The sequence below is a fragment of the Paenibacillus sp. TAF43_2 genome, assembly GCF_052113545.1.
Lineage (GTDB): Bacteria > Bacillota > Bacilli > Paenibacillales > Paenibacillaceae > Pristimantibacillus.
Genome location: NZ_JBFRDK010000021.1, coordinates 17,118 through 33,108, shown reverse-complemented (window position 1 = coordinate 33,108; position 15,991 = coordinate 17,118). Strand labels below are relative to the sequence as shown.

Genomic DNA, 15,991 nt, shown 5'->3' with positions numbered 1-15,991 from the left:
TTCACGGGCTGTCGCCTCCTTTGGAAGTTGCTTGACTGGAAGATGCAGGCGCATCATTTAAACCAAATTCCTCGCGCTTCTTGCGCAATTCCTTATCGATTTCCTTAACGCCTTCCTCCACCGCTTCACGCGGTATTTTGCCGTTCAATACGATTTGGTTCCAAATATTCGCGATATGTCTGGTCGTATAGTAACCGCCAATGACAACCTCGCGCTCCTTGAACCATTCCCACTGCTCGAGAATCGCGTTAATATCAGAGGATTGCCAAGGCATCCGCTTCAGCGCCTCGATATTAGCGGTATTCCATCTTGCTTCTACGCCAAGCAGCGCTTCAAGCTCAGATCCGAATCTTTCCTGCGTATCTGCACTCGTCCACCACTTCAGAAATTCCCATGATTGTTCTTTCATGTCGGTATCTTTGAAAATCATGCCCGTTTGCGCGAGGCCGCCGGTTGAACGGTTAATTTGCCCGTCCTCCTGCTCGATGCCCGGCATCGGCTTCATGCCCCACCAGCCTGTAAGCTCCGGCGCTGCAGTAGATAGCAGCACGTAAGTGGAATAGTCCGCCACCCCGATTGGCATTTCGCCGGAACGGAAACGGTTATAGAAATCGGCTTGCTTCGAAATTTTAAAGTTCGTGAACAATCCTGTCCAAAGCTTGAATGCCTTCATCGCCTCTGGCGAATCAAGGTTCGAATATTTACCGTCTTCACGGTAAAACTCGCTGTTTTGCTGGAACAGGAACGGCGCAAACTCATTAATAGCAAGCGCCGGATTATTCGGAGCATGCGGGTAGAAAAAGTCCATTCCGTTTTGCTGCAGGATCGGAATAAGATCCATAACCTCCTGCCAAGTGTCTGGAATTTCAGACTCGGAGATGCCCAGCTGCTGCATAATATCTTTGCGATAGAACAGCATGTTGAAATTTTGATTTTCTGGCAACGCGTAGCTGCCGTTATTATATTTGTAAGGAATAAGTGCACCTGGCCTGAATCGAGCGGCCACTTCATCGTAATCGTCGTATTCCTCCAAGTTGACCAATCCATTGCGCACAGCATAATCAATTGGAATTTCACCCTCTACGCCAAGCGCAACATCTGGCGCTAAACCCGCCGTGCTTGCCAGCAAGAGCACCTGCATCTGCTGAGCCGGAATCACGTTGACATTTACTTTGATGCCTGTTTCTGTGGTGAAATCCTCATCAATCATTTGCTTAATAATGTCGACCCAGTCGCGCCCTCTCGCTACCCAAACGTCCAGCACCTTCTCGTCTTCATACACGTTGCCGATACCGCCGTAGTTTTTCGTGAACGAGCTCGTAAAGTCGTAAATCATCGTACCCGTTCTAGCCAGCCAGCCTGCATCAGGCTTCGGCCATGCCGTATCTGGCGATTTAATGATGAGATAATCAAGCAGCAAGCTCTGCTTGCTCAGCCCATTCACCCATGTCCCAAGCGATGCCTGCAAATCATTGAATTGCAGCATGCGTCCTGGAATGGAGGTTGTATCGTTAGACATGCTGAGCAGCACGTCGCGCGCTTCGTAAAGCGGACTTACTTCAGAGCTGCCCTTGTCAACGCCCAGCTCATAAAGACCTTTGATCGTATCATCGAAGCTCTTGGCCATAAGCTGCAGGCGCGGTACGAGGTTCGCGATATTTTGCTCCAAGCGCCAGTCGCCATTCGGATCGGGGTTCGTACCCGTAACTTGAATAACCTCACGGCCGAGCAGTGACATTTTGCGTGTCGTATCTGTAACCGTCTCGAGCATACGCCCGAGCGCACCAACCTGAACCTCCATTCGAATCGTATGCTTGCCCTTTTCTAGATAATAGAGATAGGGCTCATTGCTCTCGCTGTCGCCGCCAAACTTAGCAACTTGGAACTCAGCCTTATAAGGAAAAGAAATTTCATTCATTTCTTTAAATGGCAGCTTGCCATCAATCGTTACCGTCCGCTGTGTTGGCATTCCGTTAAGAAACCATTGCCCATAACGTGCTCCGATTTCGTACAGTCCGCTTTCAGGCACCTCAATTTCCCATTCCGCCCACTGTCCGCCCGTTCGCCAGCTAGCGCCGCCAAACGTGTTAAGTACAATAGAATCTTTTTTGAATGGTTCTGTTAACGGCTCGCGATCCTCGATGCGCTTCAGCGTCGGATCGGATTTTAAGGTCGACAGCTCGGCCTGTGCCTTAATAAGCTGCCCTGCCGTTTTCTTGTAGCCCTTCTGTTCGTATGTGCTGGCAACCTCGGCGTAAGTTGGTACCTTTACCGGCGAGTAAATGTCAATTTTCCCAATTGCCGCAGGCTCCCTAACCGCCTGAAGGCGCAGCGTATGCTTGCCCTTTGTCAGATAGAAACGAAACGGCTCGTACGTTTTGCCTTCTGCATCACGGAACTCCCGGTATTGCCAACCGAATGTCTCTTCCCTGCGCGGATTGAATTCATTATTCTGATTGTCAAACCATGTTTTTCCGGCTTCCTTCCACATCCTTTGGAATTCCAGCTTCTTCGCTTGGAAAAACGGATATTTTCCGTCAATTTGTAAGCTGCGAACGACGGATGAGCGCTTGCCCTCCATCGCGTAATAGCTCATTCCCATTTGATAATAGCCATCCTGCGGCACTTCAAAGGAATAATCCGCCCAGCTGTCCTCATCTATAAGAGCCAAGGCTTGACCTGACTGGTCACCTAAGCCCGAAACGATTTGTGTTCCTGACTCGCTGATTCCCTCATAATCTGTAGAAGACAGCGTGATGCTGAAATCCGTCGTATCTGACGCTCCTTGTTCACTCCAGCTGTCTGCATATTTATTAAAAGACGGCTCCAGCTTGCTGCTGGCGTCTTCACCTTCCAAAATTGACGATTGATCGATTCCAGCATCCAGCGCAATTCCAGCCATCGCATCATCGTTGTAGCCTCTTGAATTATTCCACCATAAAAAGAAGCAGACTAATGCGGCAATGACAACCAATGTTACCTTATACTTGCTTAGCCAATGAATCACCAAGGAGCACCCCCTTGCCATACTAGCGTAAACGGCTTGCGTCATTTTAAGGCGGCGCAGCAATCGTTTCGCGATAAATGTTAAAACGTATCGTTGTGTTATCATGCCGAATCATCCTTCAATGAAGGATGATTCGGTTTTCTGATAAAGAAAGCAAAATTATTGGGCGAGCTCTTTAATCAGTTTTTCCTTTTCGGCCTTCAGCTTGTTCTCAATGTTTTCTTGCGTTTGCTGAATGGCTGTTTTTGAATCAACGTTTTTATCAAGTGCGGCTAATACACCTTCAACCCATAAAGGCCATGCTAAACCGTCAAGACGAGTAAAACGTCTAATTGGAATGAGGCTGGCAAGCTCATTGTAGAACTTGTAATCCTCTTGGTCGCCGAGGTAAGGATTTGTATGTGACAGGTACCATTCTTGGCTTGTAATATGCTTGTAATCCGGTTGAACCGATTGTTCAATCCATAGTTTCCAAGCTGCTTCGGACGTTGTAATAAATTCTACGAATGCCCATGCTGCATCTTTATTGCTGCTTTGTGAAGGAATGACGAATGTCGATCCGCCCATACCAACGTTAAGTCCAAAAGGCATTGTTGTAGCTTTCCATTTGCCTTTTTGATCCGGGAAGTTGATTTCTAGATCACGTGCGCCGTAAGTTCCCGCTACGTACATCGGGGACTCGCCTTTTTTCACGCGCTGCTTGCCTTTATCACTGTAGATGCCGTCATGCGGAGCAATTTTCAATTGGTTTACTTGTTTTGAAATATCGAGGAATTTTACGAACTCATCCGTGTTGCGAACCCAGTTCATTTCGCTGTCGTAGTATCCAAGTGAATCGCCTAACCAGTGAACCGGTGAATCACGCCATTCCATGGAATACTTACCGTTTGCTTTCAACGTTTGAGCTAATGTGAAGAAGTTGTCTGGATCTTGAATGTATTCGCCAAGCTCGGCTGGATCAGATGGCAAGCCCAGCTCTTCAAAGATGTCTGCACGGTAGTAAGTTACAGCAGGTGTAACATCCCACGGCATACCTAGCAATTTGCTGCCGTCAATGGACGACCAGCGGTTCCAGTTATACTCCGATACTAGGCTTTGATATTTGCCAGCATCATATTGCGGTTGAAGCAAATCCTCCAGCACATTTCCTGTGCTATAGCGTGTAAATTGGCCTTGCTCAACAAGTGCTACATCCGGTGCTCCTTTGCCAGCTGCCAAAGTCGTTTGCAGCTTATCATGCAAATCTCCGAAAGGTACAAAAATCGTTTTCAGCTTGATATTCGGATAAACTTCATTAAACGCCTTTTGAAGCGCAGCATCCTTCTCTTTGTTGTCAAGGAACGTCCAGAACGTTACTTCACCTGCAATCGACGGATCAATGGAGGACTTGGCAGCCCCGCCATCAGGCTCAGAATTATTAGCGGCCGGCTCATTTGTAGACGCTTCCTTATTGCCTTCCGTATTCGCAGGCGTATTTTCTTTACCATTATTAACGGTGTTTTTACCTGCACCGCTGGAGCACGCCGTTACGAGCATAATAAGAGCCAACATAAAAATGAAAGTGCTTGTTAACTTTTTCATCTAAAAAAGCCTCCTTCGTAATTTTGAATAAAGCGTTTACATTTTAACCCTTAAACGATATAGTCATTAATGCCTTGCTTGATTATGGTTCATAGCTGAGTAAACAGTGTTTAACATATTTGTTAATCAGAAACATTTTTTTCGCAGGCATCAAAAACGATTTCTATCTTTTGTTTCTCTTGCTGCTATGACTCCCTCTAGTTATCAGCATTGTAAAGCTTAAACAACTCCTGCTTGCTCTCACTGCTCGGCTTCTGTTTTGAATCAAACATAAGCAGCTCTTGACTTAACAGCCCAGTTTGCTTATATTCTAGTTAATTTATTAACCGCATAGCGCGAACCTACATTATTGCATTAAAACATACGTAAACATATTCAGCTCAAGCTTCACCTCCATGAGAAATAACCATTATGTTAATTGATTAATGATTATGTTACATGATTTAGTTTAACACGTATTTTTACGTTTTCAAGTACTAAAATTCGATTCAAGCAAAATTTTCGTTCAACTATTTCCAATGCTGAATCACATTTTTATTTACAATCTGCTTAACACCCGCTGGATTGCCTCGTTTTTCATGTTTAAGCACAAAAAAATCACCCATTTCTGAGTGATTAGCATTTATATAAATATTTAATGTTGATCATTTCTTTACTCTGCTTCAATCGTAAACGGAACAATAAACGTTTTTCCTCCACGCTGAAATTGCCCCCACATTTTATATAAACCCGGTTCAGGGAAACGAGTCGAGAATTCAGCGGTCGGCCCATTTCTGTTGTCATCATTCGGATGGACATGCAGGTAACGGCTCCTATCCTCGCTCAAAATAACAACATGTCCGATAGCCCCTAAGTAAGGCTGTAAATCACTAATCGGTTCTTTCGTTTTTTCGTCGCTTAACGTGAATATCAAATCTGTCTCTTGATCGGCTTTGAATGAGGAAATATTCAAGGAAACAGCAATACCATCAACGGTCTTTGTTAGGTTTTTATCCTTCTTCAGCGGCTCCTGAGCTTGCTTTTCTCCTGACACCTGTAGAAGGGACGTGACCGTCATCTGCGGAGAACCTGTCGGAATAAAATCTGCGTACAGCTTATACATTCCACTCTTGTTAAAGGATGCAGCTGCCTCGAACTTACCTTTTCCTTTATACTCCGGATGAATATGCATGAAGTCCTTCAAATCCTCGCTTACGAGAATGAGATGCATGAGCTTCTCATGATTGACATCATATTTTTCAATCGCCTTTCCCGCATGATCATAAAGAAACAGCTCGATATTTGTTTCTTTCCCAGGATCAGGACGCACCGGCGAATAGCGCCATTCCAGCTTAATATCGGCCGCTGACATTTGCTCTAAGTCGTTGTGGCCGCTATGATTTTCCGAAGAATCATGTTCCATTTCATCGCCTTGTGCATTAGCCGTATGACCACGATGCTCATCAGTGACAGCAACATTGCTCACAGCATGCTGGGAATGGTCACTCCCTGCCGGGCTTCCGCAGCCCGCTCCAAGCAAGCAAAGAATTATGATTCCCGCAGTTACTGTCCGCTTCCGATACTTCTTTGTATGCAAAGCCGATTTATTCATAACCATTCACCTCATGCGTTAAAATCTAATCTCATCCATTATTGCCCATCGACCTCAGCCTCAATCCTGCTAACGGACGATAGTATGCGTTATCCCAGTGCTTAGAATATTGTAATAAATAGTACCAAGTCATAGTACCTTGTTATATGATTATAGTAGATATTACCATCCGCTTAAGGAGAGGATCAGATGGATGATTTTAATGAGTATTTATCTACAACTAGAGAGAAATTGTTAAATGAAATATCATGCCTAGATGACGATGAATTCAATCGCACATTTGAAGCTTCAATGTGGAGTATAGCTCAGGTTTGCCATCATTTATTGAAAACGGAAAATTTGTTTAGGAAGGCCATTTTATTCGGGCTTAAGCAAAAGATTTTATCCAAAGCCGAACGTCAGCCTATTGAAATTGTGTTGGATAAGTCGGTGAAGTATCAAGCTCCCCAAATTTCAGAACCTGATTCAGGACCATTTCAAGTATCACAGATCATTCAATTATTAAGCGAATCAAGAATTAAATTAATGGATGTTCTTGTTAAGATTGAGGATAAATCTATTGTGGAGGAAATAGCAGTGAATCACCCGAGGTTTGGCAACTTGCCATTAGATCAATGGATCGAACTGCTATATTTGCACGAGCAGCGGCATACAGAGCAAATTAAAGATTTAAAAGCACTTCTTTAATATAAACATTACATTTATTGCCTTCATAATAAACGAAATCAGAACCAAAAAAAAGAGGGGCTGCATTCAGCCCCTACCTGCTTTATTTTATACGATGTCGTAGCCTTGATCCTCGATCGCTGCTTTTACTGCCTCTATCGTAACCTTCGAATCATCGAAATCGACAGTTACTTTCTTGTTTGCCAAATCTACCTTGCCTACCGCTCCTACATTTGCAACGGCCTTCTCAACCGAACTGACACAATGACCGCATGTCATGCCCTCTACCTTCAATACTGCGTTTGCCATCATTAAAATCCCCTCTCCGTCTATTATTTCATTAGTTTGTTAACGGTTATTAGCAATTCATCGATAACTTCACTTTCGCCTGCTTGAATACGTTCAATTACGCAGCTTCGCATATGTCCTTCAAGCAGCAGCTTGCCGACACTGTTCAGAGCGGATTGTGCTGCGGCAATCTGATTAAGCACGTCATCACAATACGTATCCTTCTCTATCATCGCCTTAATGCCTCTAATTTGTCCTTCAATTCGGTTCAAGCGCTTTGTTAAATTGTCCTTCATTTGTGAGGAGTGATGACTCTTCCGCGGACCATTTGGGTCGCAGCAGTCATCCGGTGGATGGGAATGCTCATGACTCCCATCGATTATTGCTTCATTGTCCATTTCGCATACCTCCATGGGGTATTACTTGATAAATTTATAATATCATACCCCTTAGGGGTATGTAAACAAACTTTTTAATAATGTAAATTTATCCCTTATATTACACTTTTATTCTTTTCTCTATTATGCTACGATCATCCTCGTGTTCATCCTAAACCACATCGAATCGGAGGAATATCAGTTAATGGATTATTATGCACATGTCAAATGGTTTACAGACATCATCGCGGAGAAGCAGCCGCTTGCCGCCATTCTTTCTCCTTTTTTCATGAAGCTGGCAATCATCGTCACCGTTTTGCTCGCCGTGCTAACCAAGTTCCTTCCTGAGTTGTCGAGCTCAAATTTGTCTACAAAGGTGGATCGCCAGCTCGTTAAGCTCCGGCGATATTCCTTACCCATCCTAAAGTACGGCACAGCTGCTGCTCTTCTCATTCAAGCAGCTTCCGGAACACGCTTCGCACTGGAATTTAAGCTTACAGACGGCTGGCATACGATCCTAATGTGGGCTGCAATCATATTACTGCTTATTCCGCGGCATTATGCAACAAAAATTGGTGCGCTTGTGCTGCTCTTTCTGTTCATTGAAACAGGCATTGAAGCAGGAATATTTCATATGCTTGATTATGGTTTTTATTTGGCCATTATCGGCGCCCTGCTGCTCGAGAAAACCAAACTATCTGAATGGGGATTCCCCCTTCTCTATTTGGGAACAGGCTTATCGCTTTGCTGGGTCGCCGTAGAGAAATGGATTTACCCGACAATGGCAGAGGACATTATTATTAAACATCACGTACCCACGTTTGGTTTTGACAACTCACTATTTATCGTCATGGCTGGTTTTATTGAGTTTGTGGTCGGTTATTTACTCGTAATCGGTATTTTAAACCGAATGTTGTCTGTGGTGCTAACCTTCATTTTCATCTCCGCAACGATGCTTTTTGGCATGAAAGAGCTGATTGGTCATTTTATGATTCACATCGTACTGCTTTTGTTTATTATCGAAGGCGCTTGCATCTATAAGAAACCGCTCTCCGTTTATCGCACGACGTTCACGCAAATGGTGTTTGTTCCGCTTAATTTTATTTTCGTACTAGCTACCTACCTCCTCCTGTATTACCGCTTCGCTTAACTCTTATTGGAATCATTCCGGAGCCCACTTTTTTTTCGTGTTTGACACAGCCATAATATTACTTCTATATAGTTAGTAATAGACTCTATTGTGCAGAAAGGATGAATCGTTATTAAAACTATTATTAATTTCGCCCATCGCGGAGCAAGCGGCTATTGTCCCGAAAACACGCTCGCTGCATTCAAGAAAGCCATTGAGCTAGGTGCTACTGGCATCGAAATTGATGTTCAACTAACGAAGGACGATCAAATCGTTATCATTCATGATGAATCACTAATGCGGACAACCGGCTTGAACAGGCTTGTAAAAGATACAGCATACGAGGAGCTTATGTCACTCGATGCCGGCAGCTGGTTTGACCCCGCCTTCCAAGCCGAACGAGTTCCACTTTTAGAGCAGCTTCTTGAGCTTCTCCGTCATTCGGATATCATTTTAAATATCGAGCTTAAAAACGGTATCATCCAGTATCCAGGTTTGGAGCAAAAGGTAATTGACATAGTTCGTGCCTTTGGAATGGCTGATCGCATCATCTTATCCAGCTTCAATCATTATTCGCTCTTGCTCTGCAAGCAGCTGGCGCCTGAAATTCGTACCGGTGTTCTATATATGGAAGGGCTTTATCGTCCTTGGGAATATGCTGCGACGCTTCAGGCTGATGCACTGCATCCTTTCAAATACGCTGTAACGCCAGAATGGACAGCTTCCGCCGCTGCACATGGCATTGCCTACCATCCGTTTACGGTTAATGATGCGGAAGAGATGGAGCGACTCCTTAACGCAGGTGTAGACGGAATCATTACGGATTATCCTGATCGATTGGCTGAGGTGCTGTTAAGGAGAGGGGCATAAGCGGTATGAAAAAAACATGGCTGCTCGGGTTCGGTTTTTTTAGCATCAGCATTACATGGGCGCTTTACAACGCATTCGTCCCCTTTTTTCTCGATAAGTTTTTGACGAGTACAGCGCTGATTGGATTCATGATGACGATCGATAATTACTTTGCTCTTTTTTTGCAGCCATGGATTGGAAGCCGCAGTGATCGCACAAACACGCGCCTTGGCCGAAGAATGCCCTATTTGCTCATCGGCATKCCGCTTGCAGCCTTGTTCGGTGCGCTCATCCCTTGGCACACAAGCTTGCTCACGCTCGTATTGTTTATGGTGCTTATGAATCTGTCGATGAGCTTGTACCGCTCCCCGACCGTCGCGCTTATGCCCGACATCACTCATGACAGCAAGCGTACAAAAGCAAATGGCATTATTAACTTCATGGGCGGCATCGGCTCCATTATCGCTTTCGCAGGAGGCTCGTTTCTATATGAGAAACATCACTCTCTCCCTTTTCTAGTTGCATCCATTTTAACGCTCATTTGTTTAGTCATTCTCTTGAATAACATAAAAGAAAAACGTGATGCACTCTCTTATTCGCCTGCTGAGGAGAAAACAAAAATATCGTTCAAAGAACAATGGAACCGTCCTACGATCTTTTTGCTTGGCGCAATTTTCTTTTGGTTTCTTTCCTATCAAGGCGTTGAAGCCTTCTTTACTCTGTACGGCACAAAGCACTTACAGCTGACCGAAGGCCAATCATCATTCTCGCTCGCCTTCTTCTCACTCGCTTTTGTAGCAGCCGCCATTCCAAGCGGACTGCTTGGCAACCGCTTCGGCAAAAAGCTTATTATCACGTCAGGGGTTATTGGCCTCATCGTTATTTTTGCAGCAATCTCCTTGGCGGACGCGCTGCTCCCGCTTCGTACCTTGCTTATTGTCGGAGGCATCTGCTGGGCGATGATCAATATCAATTCCTATCCGTTTATCGTTTCTCTCGGCAAAGAGCAAAGCATCGGTACACGGACAGGCATCTATTACTTAATCTCTTCACTTGCTGCTATCGCTTCACCGCCGCTCATGGGCGGCTTGATTGATCTGCTTGGATATTCCGTACTGTTCTACTTCTCATCAGGAGGCATGGTTATTGCGCTCTTGTTCCTGCTATGTGTAAAAGACAAAGGTCTCGCTAGGCCTGTGAGTGATTCAGCTATTCCATCAAGCCTATAATATAAAAAATCCGGCTGCGCGTCTTCTGACGCCGCAGCCGGATTTTATTGTTATACCTTAGTGGATGCTGCCTTTGCTGAATCCGCCGCCCATGACGTCGGATACATGCTCGATAGCAATAAAGGCATTCTCATCGATGGATTGCACGATAGCTTTGAGCTTCGCAAGCTCAAGACGGGATACGACGCAATAGATCATTTGCGTTTCATCCTTCGAATAGCCGCCGCGCGCTTGGATCAAAGTCGTTGTACGGCCTAAACGGTCAATAATCGCTTGCGATACTTCATCATATTCAGAGGAAATAATCGTTACCGATTTCGACTCATCGAGACCTTCCACAACGATATCAATTAATTTAATCGCTATATAATATGTAAACATCGAGTACATGGCTGAATCCCATTCAAACACAAAACCCGCAATTACAAAAATGATAACGTTAAAAATCATGATAATTTGTCCAACTGGCATACGCATTTTCTTCGAAATCAGGATCGATACAATTTCTACGCCGTCCAGCGACCCGCCAAAACGTATCGCAAGACCCACACCTGCACCGAGAATAAGACCACCGAACAATACAGCGAGCAGTTTTTCTTCTGTAAATGCTTCAACGTGATGGAGCAATGATGTCGTGACCGACATGACGATAATGCCATAAAGGGTCGAGATCGCAAACGTTTTCCCAATTTGTTTGTAACCAAGAATTAGGAATGGTACGTTCACTGCGAACAAGAACACGCCGAGTGGAAGCGAGGTGAGGTGCGCCAACATAATCGATATGCCGGCAATGCCACCATCGATTACATTATTCGGAACGAGGAACAATTCGAGTGCGACGCCCATTAAAATCGAACCAATCGTAATAAAAATAAATCGCTTAAAAATTTCTAAAGATGATAACCCTTTATGCGTTTTTGCCAACTGCCCATCCTCCGTTTTCCCGATTTCATCCTATAACTTTAGCATAAAAAAGCATTTTTTTCAAAAACGCATGTACCTCGTTTAGAACATATGCTGTACTATCCTGTCCTTATTCCGTCGCAATAACCGTGCAAAACATCTATTTTCAGCTAGTGTTTACAAAAATATTATAAGCTTTTCAACAAAAGAAGAACTGCCTCAGCCAACATGCGCTTGGAAGCAGTTCCTCATAAACTTACCTTTATGCTCACAAATTAGTCTACGTAACCTGCAAGGCCTTTGTCCATCAAATAATCCATTTCTGCGTCCAAGATTGATTCCACAACCAGCTCATTGGACTTTACATCAGGACGGCTCAGTACATAATCTACGAGCTCGTCGCCGTCGATATCTACCTCGCCATTTTTATCTTCCTTCGCGCTGCCGATGAACGCTTGCTCATGCTTTAATACAAGCTTAATCAGCTTCTCATCCGCGTTTGTTTCGTTTGCTATATACTGCAAAAGTTCTTGCTCGTTCAGTTGTTCTGTCATCGTTAGTCATCTCCTAATTGTATCGCTCGTCTCATTGTACCACATTCATATAACCTTTATGAGACAGTACGTCTATACTTGTTGTAAAAATTGACTGCCATGCAGTTGATCATACAACCCTTTTTTGGCGAGAAGCTCGTCATGTGTACCGCGCTCCGCGATTTCACCATCTTTAATAAATAAAATGGTATCCGCATTTCGTATCGTGCTGAGACGATGAGCAATAACGAAGCTCGTTCTGCCGCTAAGCAGCTTCTTCATCGCTTCTTGAATTTGGAGCTCAGCCAGCGTATCTACACTGCTCGTTGCTTCATCGAGTATAAGCAGCGCAGGGTCTCCAAGAATGGCACGAGCAATCGTGATAAGCTGGCGCTGCCCGTGGCTTATGTTCCCGCCTTCCGCTGTCAATTCGGTCTCATAGCCTAGCGGCAGCTTCGTGATGAAGCTATTCGCATTCGCTTGAACTGCAGCCGCTTCCACCTCTTCATCGGTAGCATCCAGCTTGCCGTAGCGGATATTCTCACGAATCGTACCTGAGAACAAATGGGCATCCTGCAGCACGATTCCTAGCTGTTTGCGCAAGCTGTTTTTGTCTATCGTGCAAATGTCTTCGTCATCAATCAGTATTTGACCGTCCTTGATCTCATAGAATCGCCCAATCAGATTAATGATCGTAGTCTTGCCCGCTCCAGTTGGACCCACTAGCGCAACGGTCTCTCCCGGCTTCGCAATAAAGGAGATGTTATTAAGCGCTGCGGTTCCGTCATTATATTCAAACCGCACATCGCGAAACTCTACCTTGCCGCCAATCGATTCCATCTCTTTCACAGACTCGGGTTCATCATATTCTGATGGAATATCCATCATCTCAAATACCCGCTCCGCGCCTGCTACCCCCGACTGAATCATGTTATATTGATTGGCAACCTCATTCAGAGGACCGGAGAATTGCTTTGAATAACCAAGAAAGCTTATGATGACCCCAACTGTTGCATGGTCATGAATTGCCAGCCAGCCGCCGACACCTGCAATGATCAAATAGCTGATATGACCAAACATATTCATAAATGGACCCATCGTACCCGAATAAATTTGGGCTTTTGTTCCGACTTTCTTCAGCTTGGCATTAGCGGCGCTGAACTGCTCAGCCATTCGCTCTTCTTGATGAAACAGGGCTACGACCTTCTGTCCCGATACCGTCTCCTCGATAAAGCCGTTAAGCCCGCCAAGCTCCTGCTGTTGTCCTTTGAACTGACGCTGGGTTATCTTCGCAATTCGTTTGGTAACTATAACAATGACCGGAATAACGATAAGTGCTACAAGCGTGAGCCACACGTTTAAGAAAAGCATCATCGCGAACGAGCCTATGAGCATGATAACGCTCGATATAATTTGAATTAAGCTTTGATTCAGCGTATTCGTAACGTTGTCGATGTCATTTGTCGTGCGGCTCATGAGCTCTCCGTGATTTTTACTTGCAAAAAACGGAATAGGCAGCTTTTGCAAATGATTAAATAATTCCTTGCGAAGGCTCCATACGGTCCGCTGTGATACATCAGCTAAATAAATAGCTTGAAGCCAGCTGACTAAGCTGCCAGCCGCGTATAGGCCAAACATTAGCAAACAAATAGAAAGCAGCCCATCGTATCGCTTCGCTACAATATAATCATCCAAAGCTTTGCCCAAAAAATATGGACCGGCGAGCGTAAGCCCTGCGGCAACTATCGTTAGTGCAATAACCGCCAGCAATCTAGCGCGGCCATGAAGCAAATAAGTTCCAATTCTTCTTAATGCCGTTAGTGTATGATTCATCTATCAAGCTCCTTGCTGGGAAAAGGCCATTTTCTGGTATAGCTTGCTTTGTTCAAGAAGCTCCTGATGCGTGCCAATGGCTGTAATTCGACCATCCTCAAGCACGATAATCCGATTTGCCTGCTGTACGGATGCAATTCGCTGGCCAATGATAAGACAAGTGCTGCTCTTCATAATCTCTTGCAATGATTTGCGTATGAGTAAATCCGTTCTCAGATCAACYGCGCTCGTACAATCATCAAGGATGACAATTTTGGGTTTCAGCAGCAGCGTCCGGGCAATGGACAAACGCTGCTTTTGGCCGCCGGACAGATTGACCCCGCGCTGGCCAAGCAGCGTATCGTAGCCATTCTCCAGCTCCATAATGAAGGCATGAGCCTCAGCTGCCTTGGCTGCTGCCTCTATTTCATCCTGACTCGCATCCGGTTTGCCATAGCTGATATTGTCACGAATGGTTCCACTGAACAGATGCGCCTGCTGAAGCACCATACCGATATGGCTATGCAGCTCTGCAGAAGCGATCTCGTTAATTGGATGGGAATCAATGCGAATCATCCCCTCTGTCGCTTCATAAAACCTTGGAATGAGGCTGACCAGCGTTGATTTTCCTGAGCCGTTCACCCCTACGATCCCAATCGTCTCGCCCGGCTCTATATCCAGATCTATGTCGTGAAGTATATTTTTCTCCGAGCCTTCATAGCTGAAGCTCACATGGTCAAACGTAATTCTGCCAGCCTGTATTTTCTTGGACTGCTCGTTAGCTTTTCGTTCAGCTGTCCATTTATCTGCCGGCACCTCCAATATCTCGTTAATTCGGTCAGCAGAAGCCTTGGCCCGAGAGATTGCAATCAATTGATTTCCAAGTCCTAGAGTAGAAAAGAGAAGCTGTGTAATATAAGTTAAAAAGGCGGCGAGACTGCCCACTGACAGCGCCCCGTGCTCAGAAAGCATTCCCCCATACCATAATGCAGCTACAATGCTAAAATTAAGAATGATCGACACAAGCGGCGTATTAAGCGCAACGATCTTAGCTGCTTTTAGACTGGCATGCAGTAGATTTGAGTTTGTTTCATTAAAACGTTCTTCCTCGTAATCGGACCGTACAAATGCTTTCACAACACGGATACCGGACAAATTTTCTTGCATAACGGTATTCACTTGATCGAGCCGGTGCTGCATCATTGAAAACAAAGGAACGGTAATCCGAGTTGTAATGATGAGGAAGAGAGCTAATAAGGGTATCATTGCGAGCAAAATAATAGATAGGCGCGGGCTTATTACAAAAGCCATGACCAGACTGCCGATAATAATGAATGAACTTCGTGCAAATACGCGAAGCAGCAGCAATACTAAGTTCTGAATTTGTGTGACATCGCCCGTCAGTCTCGTCACGATCGAGCCTGAACCAAAACGGTCAAGCGATCGAAGCGACAGCGACTGGATTTTTTGAAACAGCTCCTGCCTCAGATCAGCCCCAAAGTTTTGCGACGCTATCGTCGAGAACACCGTACAGCCGACACCTGCTATTAGACCGATTAATGCGGCGATCAGCATTTTGGGAGCGGTGCTCGCGATTGCTGTGAGATCACCTGCTATAATGCCCTCATTCACAATGCTCGCCATGAACCGCGGCTGCAGCAAATCCATGAACACCTCTAGCAGCATAAACAACGGTGCCAGCACAGCGCTCAGCCAATATTTCCTCAAAAATCTAGTGAGCTTTAACAACTAACCACCTCAATCTCCCATCATTTTGCGCAAACTGCAAATAAAGAGGGCAGCGCGACCCGCTCCCTCTTGGTATAGTAATTATAGCACCCATTCTCTTGTTTCTACACCTAAATAATCATAAAATAACGTTGATGGCTCGCTTTTGAACTTTCCACCTGTTAAAATCAAAATACCAATAAAAAGCTGTGCGTAACTGGCGGAACATGGATAGCCATGAGGAAGCGCACAGATCATTAGCCGTACGCCTGGGCAAAGGTAAGGGGACATACCCCTT

The 15,991-nt window shown here is 45.0% G+C and carries 13 protein-coding genes and 1 riboswitch; of the genes, 4 read left to right on the top strand and 9 right to left on the bottom strand.

The window, feature by feature from the left end; all coding sequences use genetic code 11:
- Position 1 precedes the first annotated feature (1 nt).
- From AB4Z17_RS07080 to AB4Z17_RS07070, 3 genes are all read right to left on the bottom strand, one after another.
- Positions 2 to 3,112, bottom strand: coding sequence for an extracellular solute-binding protein (locus AB4Z17_RS07080; protein WP_441958940.1), 3,111 nt, complete (start codon positions 3,110 to 3,112; stop codon positions 2 to 4).
- 54 nt (positions 3,113 to 3,166) lie between these two features.
- Complete coding sequence (locus AB4Z17_RS07075; RefSeq protein ID WP_441912865.1) at positions 3,167 to 4,588, bottom strand: ABC transporter substrate-binding protein; 1,422 nt, start codon at positions 4,586 to 4,588, stop codon at positions 3,167 to 3,169.
- A gap of 652 nt (positions 4,589 to 5,240) precedes the next feature.
- The gene (locus AB4Z17_RS07070) at positions 5,241 to 6,179 is read right to left on the bottom strand and encodes a hypothetical protein (RefSeq protein ID WP_441958938.1); all 939 of its coding nucleotides are present in this window, start codon (positions 6,177 to 6,179) and stop codon (positions 5,241 to 5,243) included.
- A 189-nt stretch (positions 6,180 to 6,368) separates the two neighbouring features.
- Here AB4Z17_RS07070 and AB4Z17_RS07065 point away from each other — a divergent pair, with 189 nt between their 5' ends.
- On the top strand, positions 6,369 to 6,866 hold the full coding sequence (locus AB4Z17_RS07065) for a DinB family protein (protein ID WP_441958936.1): 498 nt from the start codon (positions 6,369 to 6,371) through the stop codon (positions 6,864 to 6,866).
- 87 nt (positions 6,867 to 6,953) lie between these two features.
- Here the strand turns inward: AB4Z17_RS07065 and AB4Z17_RS07060 are convergent, their stop codons facing one another.
- Both AB4Z17_RS07060 and AB4Z17_RS07055 read right to left on the bottom strand, forming a co-directional pair.
- The gene (locus AB4Z17_RS07060; protein ID WP_441912879.1) at positions 6,954 to 7,154 is read right to left on the bottom strand and encodes a copper ion binding protein; all 201 of its coding nucleotides are present in this window, start codon (positions 7,152 to 7,154) and stop codon (positions 6,954 to 6,956) included.
- A 23-nt stretch (positions 7,155 to 7,177) separates the two neighbouring features.
- Entirely contained in the window at positions 7,178 to 7,531 is a 354-nt protein-coding gene (locus AB4Z17_RS07055; protein WP_441882687.1) for a metal-sensitive transcriptional regulator, read from the bottom strand.
- Between the two features lie 184 nt (positions 7,532 to 7,715).
- Between AB4Z17_RS07055 and AB4Z17_RS07050 the strand changes: the two genes are divergently transcribed.
- The 3 genes from AB4Z17_RS07050 (at position 7,716) to AB4Z17_RS07040 (ending at position 10,717) form a co-directional block, all read left to right on the top strand.
- A complete protein-coding gene (locus AB4Z17_RS07050; RefSeq protein ID WP_441912861.1) occupies positions 7,716 to 8,660 on the top strand; it encodes a hypothetical protein in 945 nt (314 codons plus the stop codon).
- Positions 8,661 to 8,771: 111 nt separating this feature from the next.
- Entirely contained in the window at positions 8,772 to 9,509 is a 738-nt protein-coding gene (locus AB4Z17_RS07045; RefSeq protein ID WP_441912878.1) for a glycerophosphodiester phosphodiesterase, read from the top strand.
- 5 nt (positions 9,510 to 9,514) lie between these two features.
- Positions 9,515 to 10,717 (top strand): SLC45 family MFS transporter, encoded by a 1,203-nt coding sequence (locus tag AB4Z17_RS07040; protein WP_441958934.1) that lies wholly within the window; start codon positions 9,515 to 9,517, stop codon positions 10,715 to 10,717.
- Positions 10,718 to 10,774: 57 nt separating this feature from the next.
- Here the strand turns inward: AB4Z17_RS07040 and AB4Z17_RS07035 are convergent, their stop codons facing one another.
- From AB4Z17_RS07035 to AB4Z17_RS07020, 4 genes are all read right to left on the bottom strand, one after another.
- Positions 10,775 to 11,641, bottom strand: coding sequence for a YitT family protein (locus AB4Z17_RS07035; protein WP_441912859.1), 867 nt, complete (start codon positions 11,639 to 11,641; stop codon positions 10,775 to 10,777).
- 254 nt (positions 11,642 to 11,895) lie between these two features.
- Positions 11,896 to 12,174, bottom strand: a complete 279-nt coding sequence (locus tag AB4Z17_RS07030) for a hypothetical protein (protein ID WP_076267180.1) — start codon at positions 12,172 to 12,174, stop codon at positions 11,896 to 11,898.
- A gap of 72 nt (positions 12,175 to 12,246) precedes the next feature.
- On the bottom strand, positions 12,247 to 13,986 hold the full coding sequence (locus AB4Z17_RS07025) for an ABC transporter ATP-binding protein (RefSeq protein ID WP_441958933.1): 1,740 nt from the start codon (positions 13,984 to 13,986) through the stop codon (positions 12,247 to 12,249).
- A gap of 3 nt (positions 13,987 to 13,989) precedes the next feature.
- Entirely contained in the window at positions 13,990 to 15,714 is a 1,725-nt protein-coding gene (locus tag AB4Z17_RS07020; RefSeq protein ID WP_441912857.1) for an ABC transporter ATP-binding protein, read from the bottom strand.
- 182 nt (positions 15,715 to 15,896) lie between these two features.
- A riboswitch (ZMP/ZTP riboswitch) is annotated at positions 15,897 to 15,975 on the top strand.
- Positions 15,976 to 15,991: the final 16 nt, after the last annotated feature.

Coding starts and splice junctions, on each gene's coding strand:
- AB4Z17_RS07080 (WP_441958940.1), bottom strand. CDS start 3,112: ATGATAACACAACGATACGTTTTAACATTTATCGCGAAACGATTGCTG.
- AB4Z17_RS07075 (WP_441912865.1), bottom strand. CDS start 4,588: ATGAAAAAGTTAACAAGCACTTTCATTTTTATGTTGGCTCTTATTATG.
- AB4Z17_RS07070 (WP_441958938.1), bottom strand. CDS start 6,179: ATGAATAAATCGGCTTTGCATACAAAGAAGTATCGGAAGCGGACAGTA.
- AB4Z17_RS07065 (WP_441958936.1), top strand. CDS start 6,369: ATGGATGATTTTAATGAGTATTTATCTACAACTAGAGAGAAATTGTTA.
- AB4Z17_RS07060 (WP_441912879.1), bottom strand. CDS start 7,154: ATGGCAAACGCAGTATTGAAGGTAGAGGGCATGACATGCGGTCATTGT.
- AB4Z17_RS07055 (WP_441882687.1), bottom strand. CDS start 7,531: ATGGACAATGAAGCAATAATCGATGGGAGTCATGAGCATTCCCATCCA.
- AB4Z17_RS07050 (WP_441912861.1), top strand. CDS start 7,716: ATGGATTATTATGCACATGTCAAATGGTTTACAGACATCATCGCGGAG.
- AB4Z17_RS07030 (WP_076267180.1), bottom strand. CDS start 12,174: ATGACAGAACAACTGAACGAGCAAGAACTTTTGCAGTATATAGCAAAC.
- AB4Z17_RS07025 (WP_441958933.1), bottom strand. CDS start 13,986: ATGAATCATACACTAACGGCATTAAGAAGAATTGGAACTTATTTGCTT.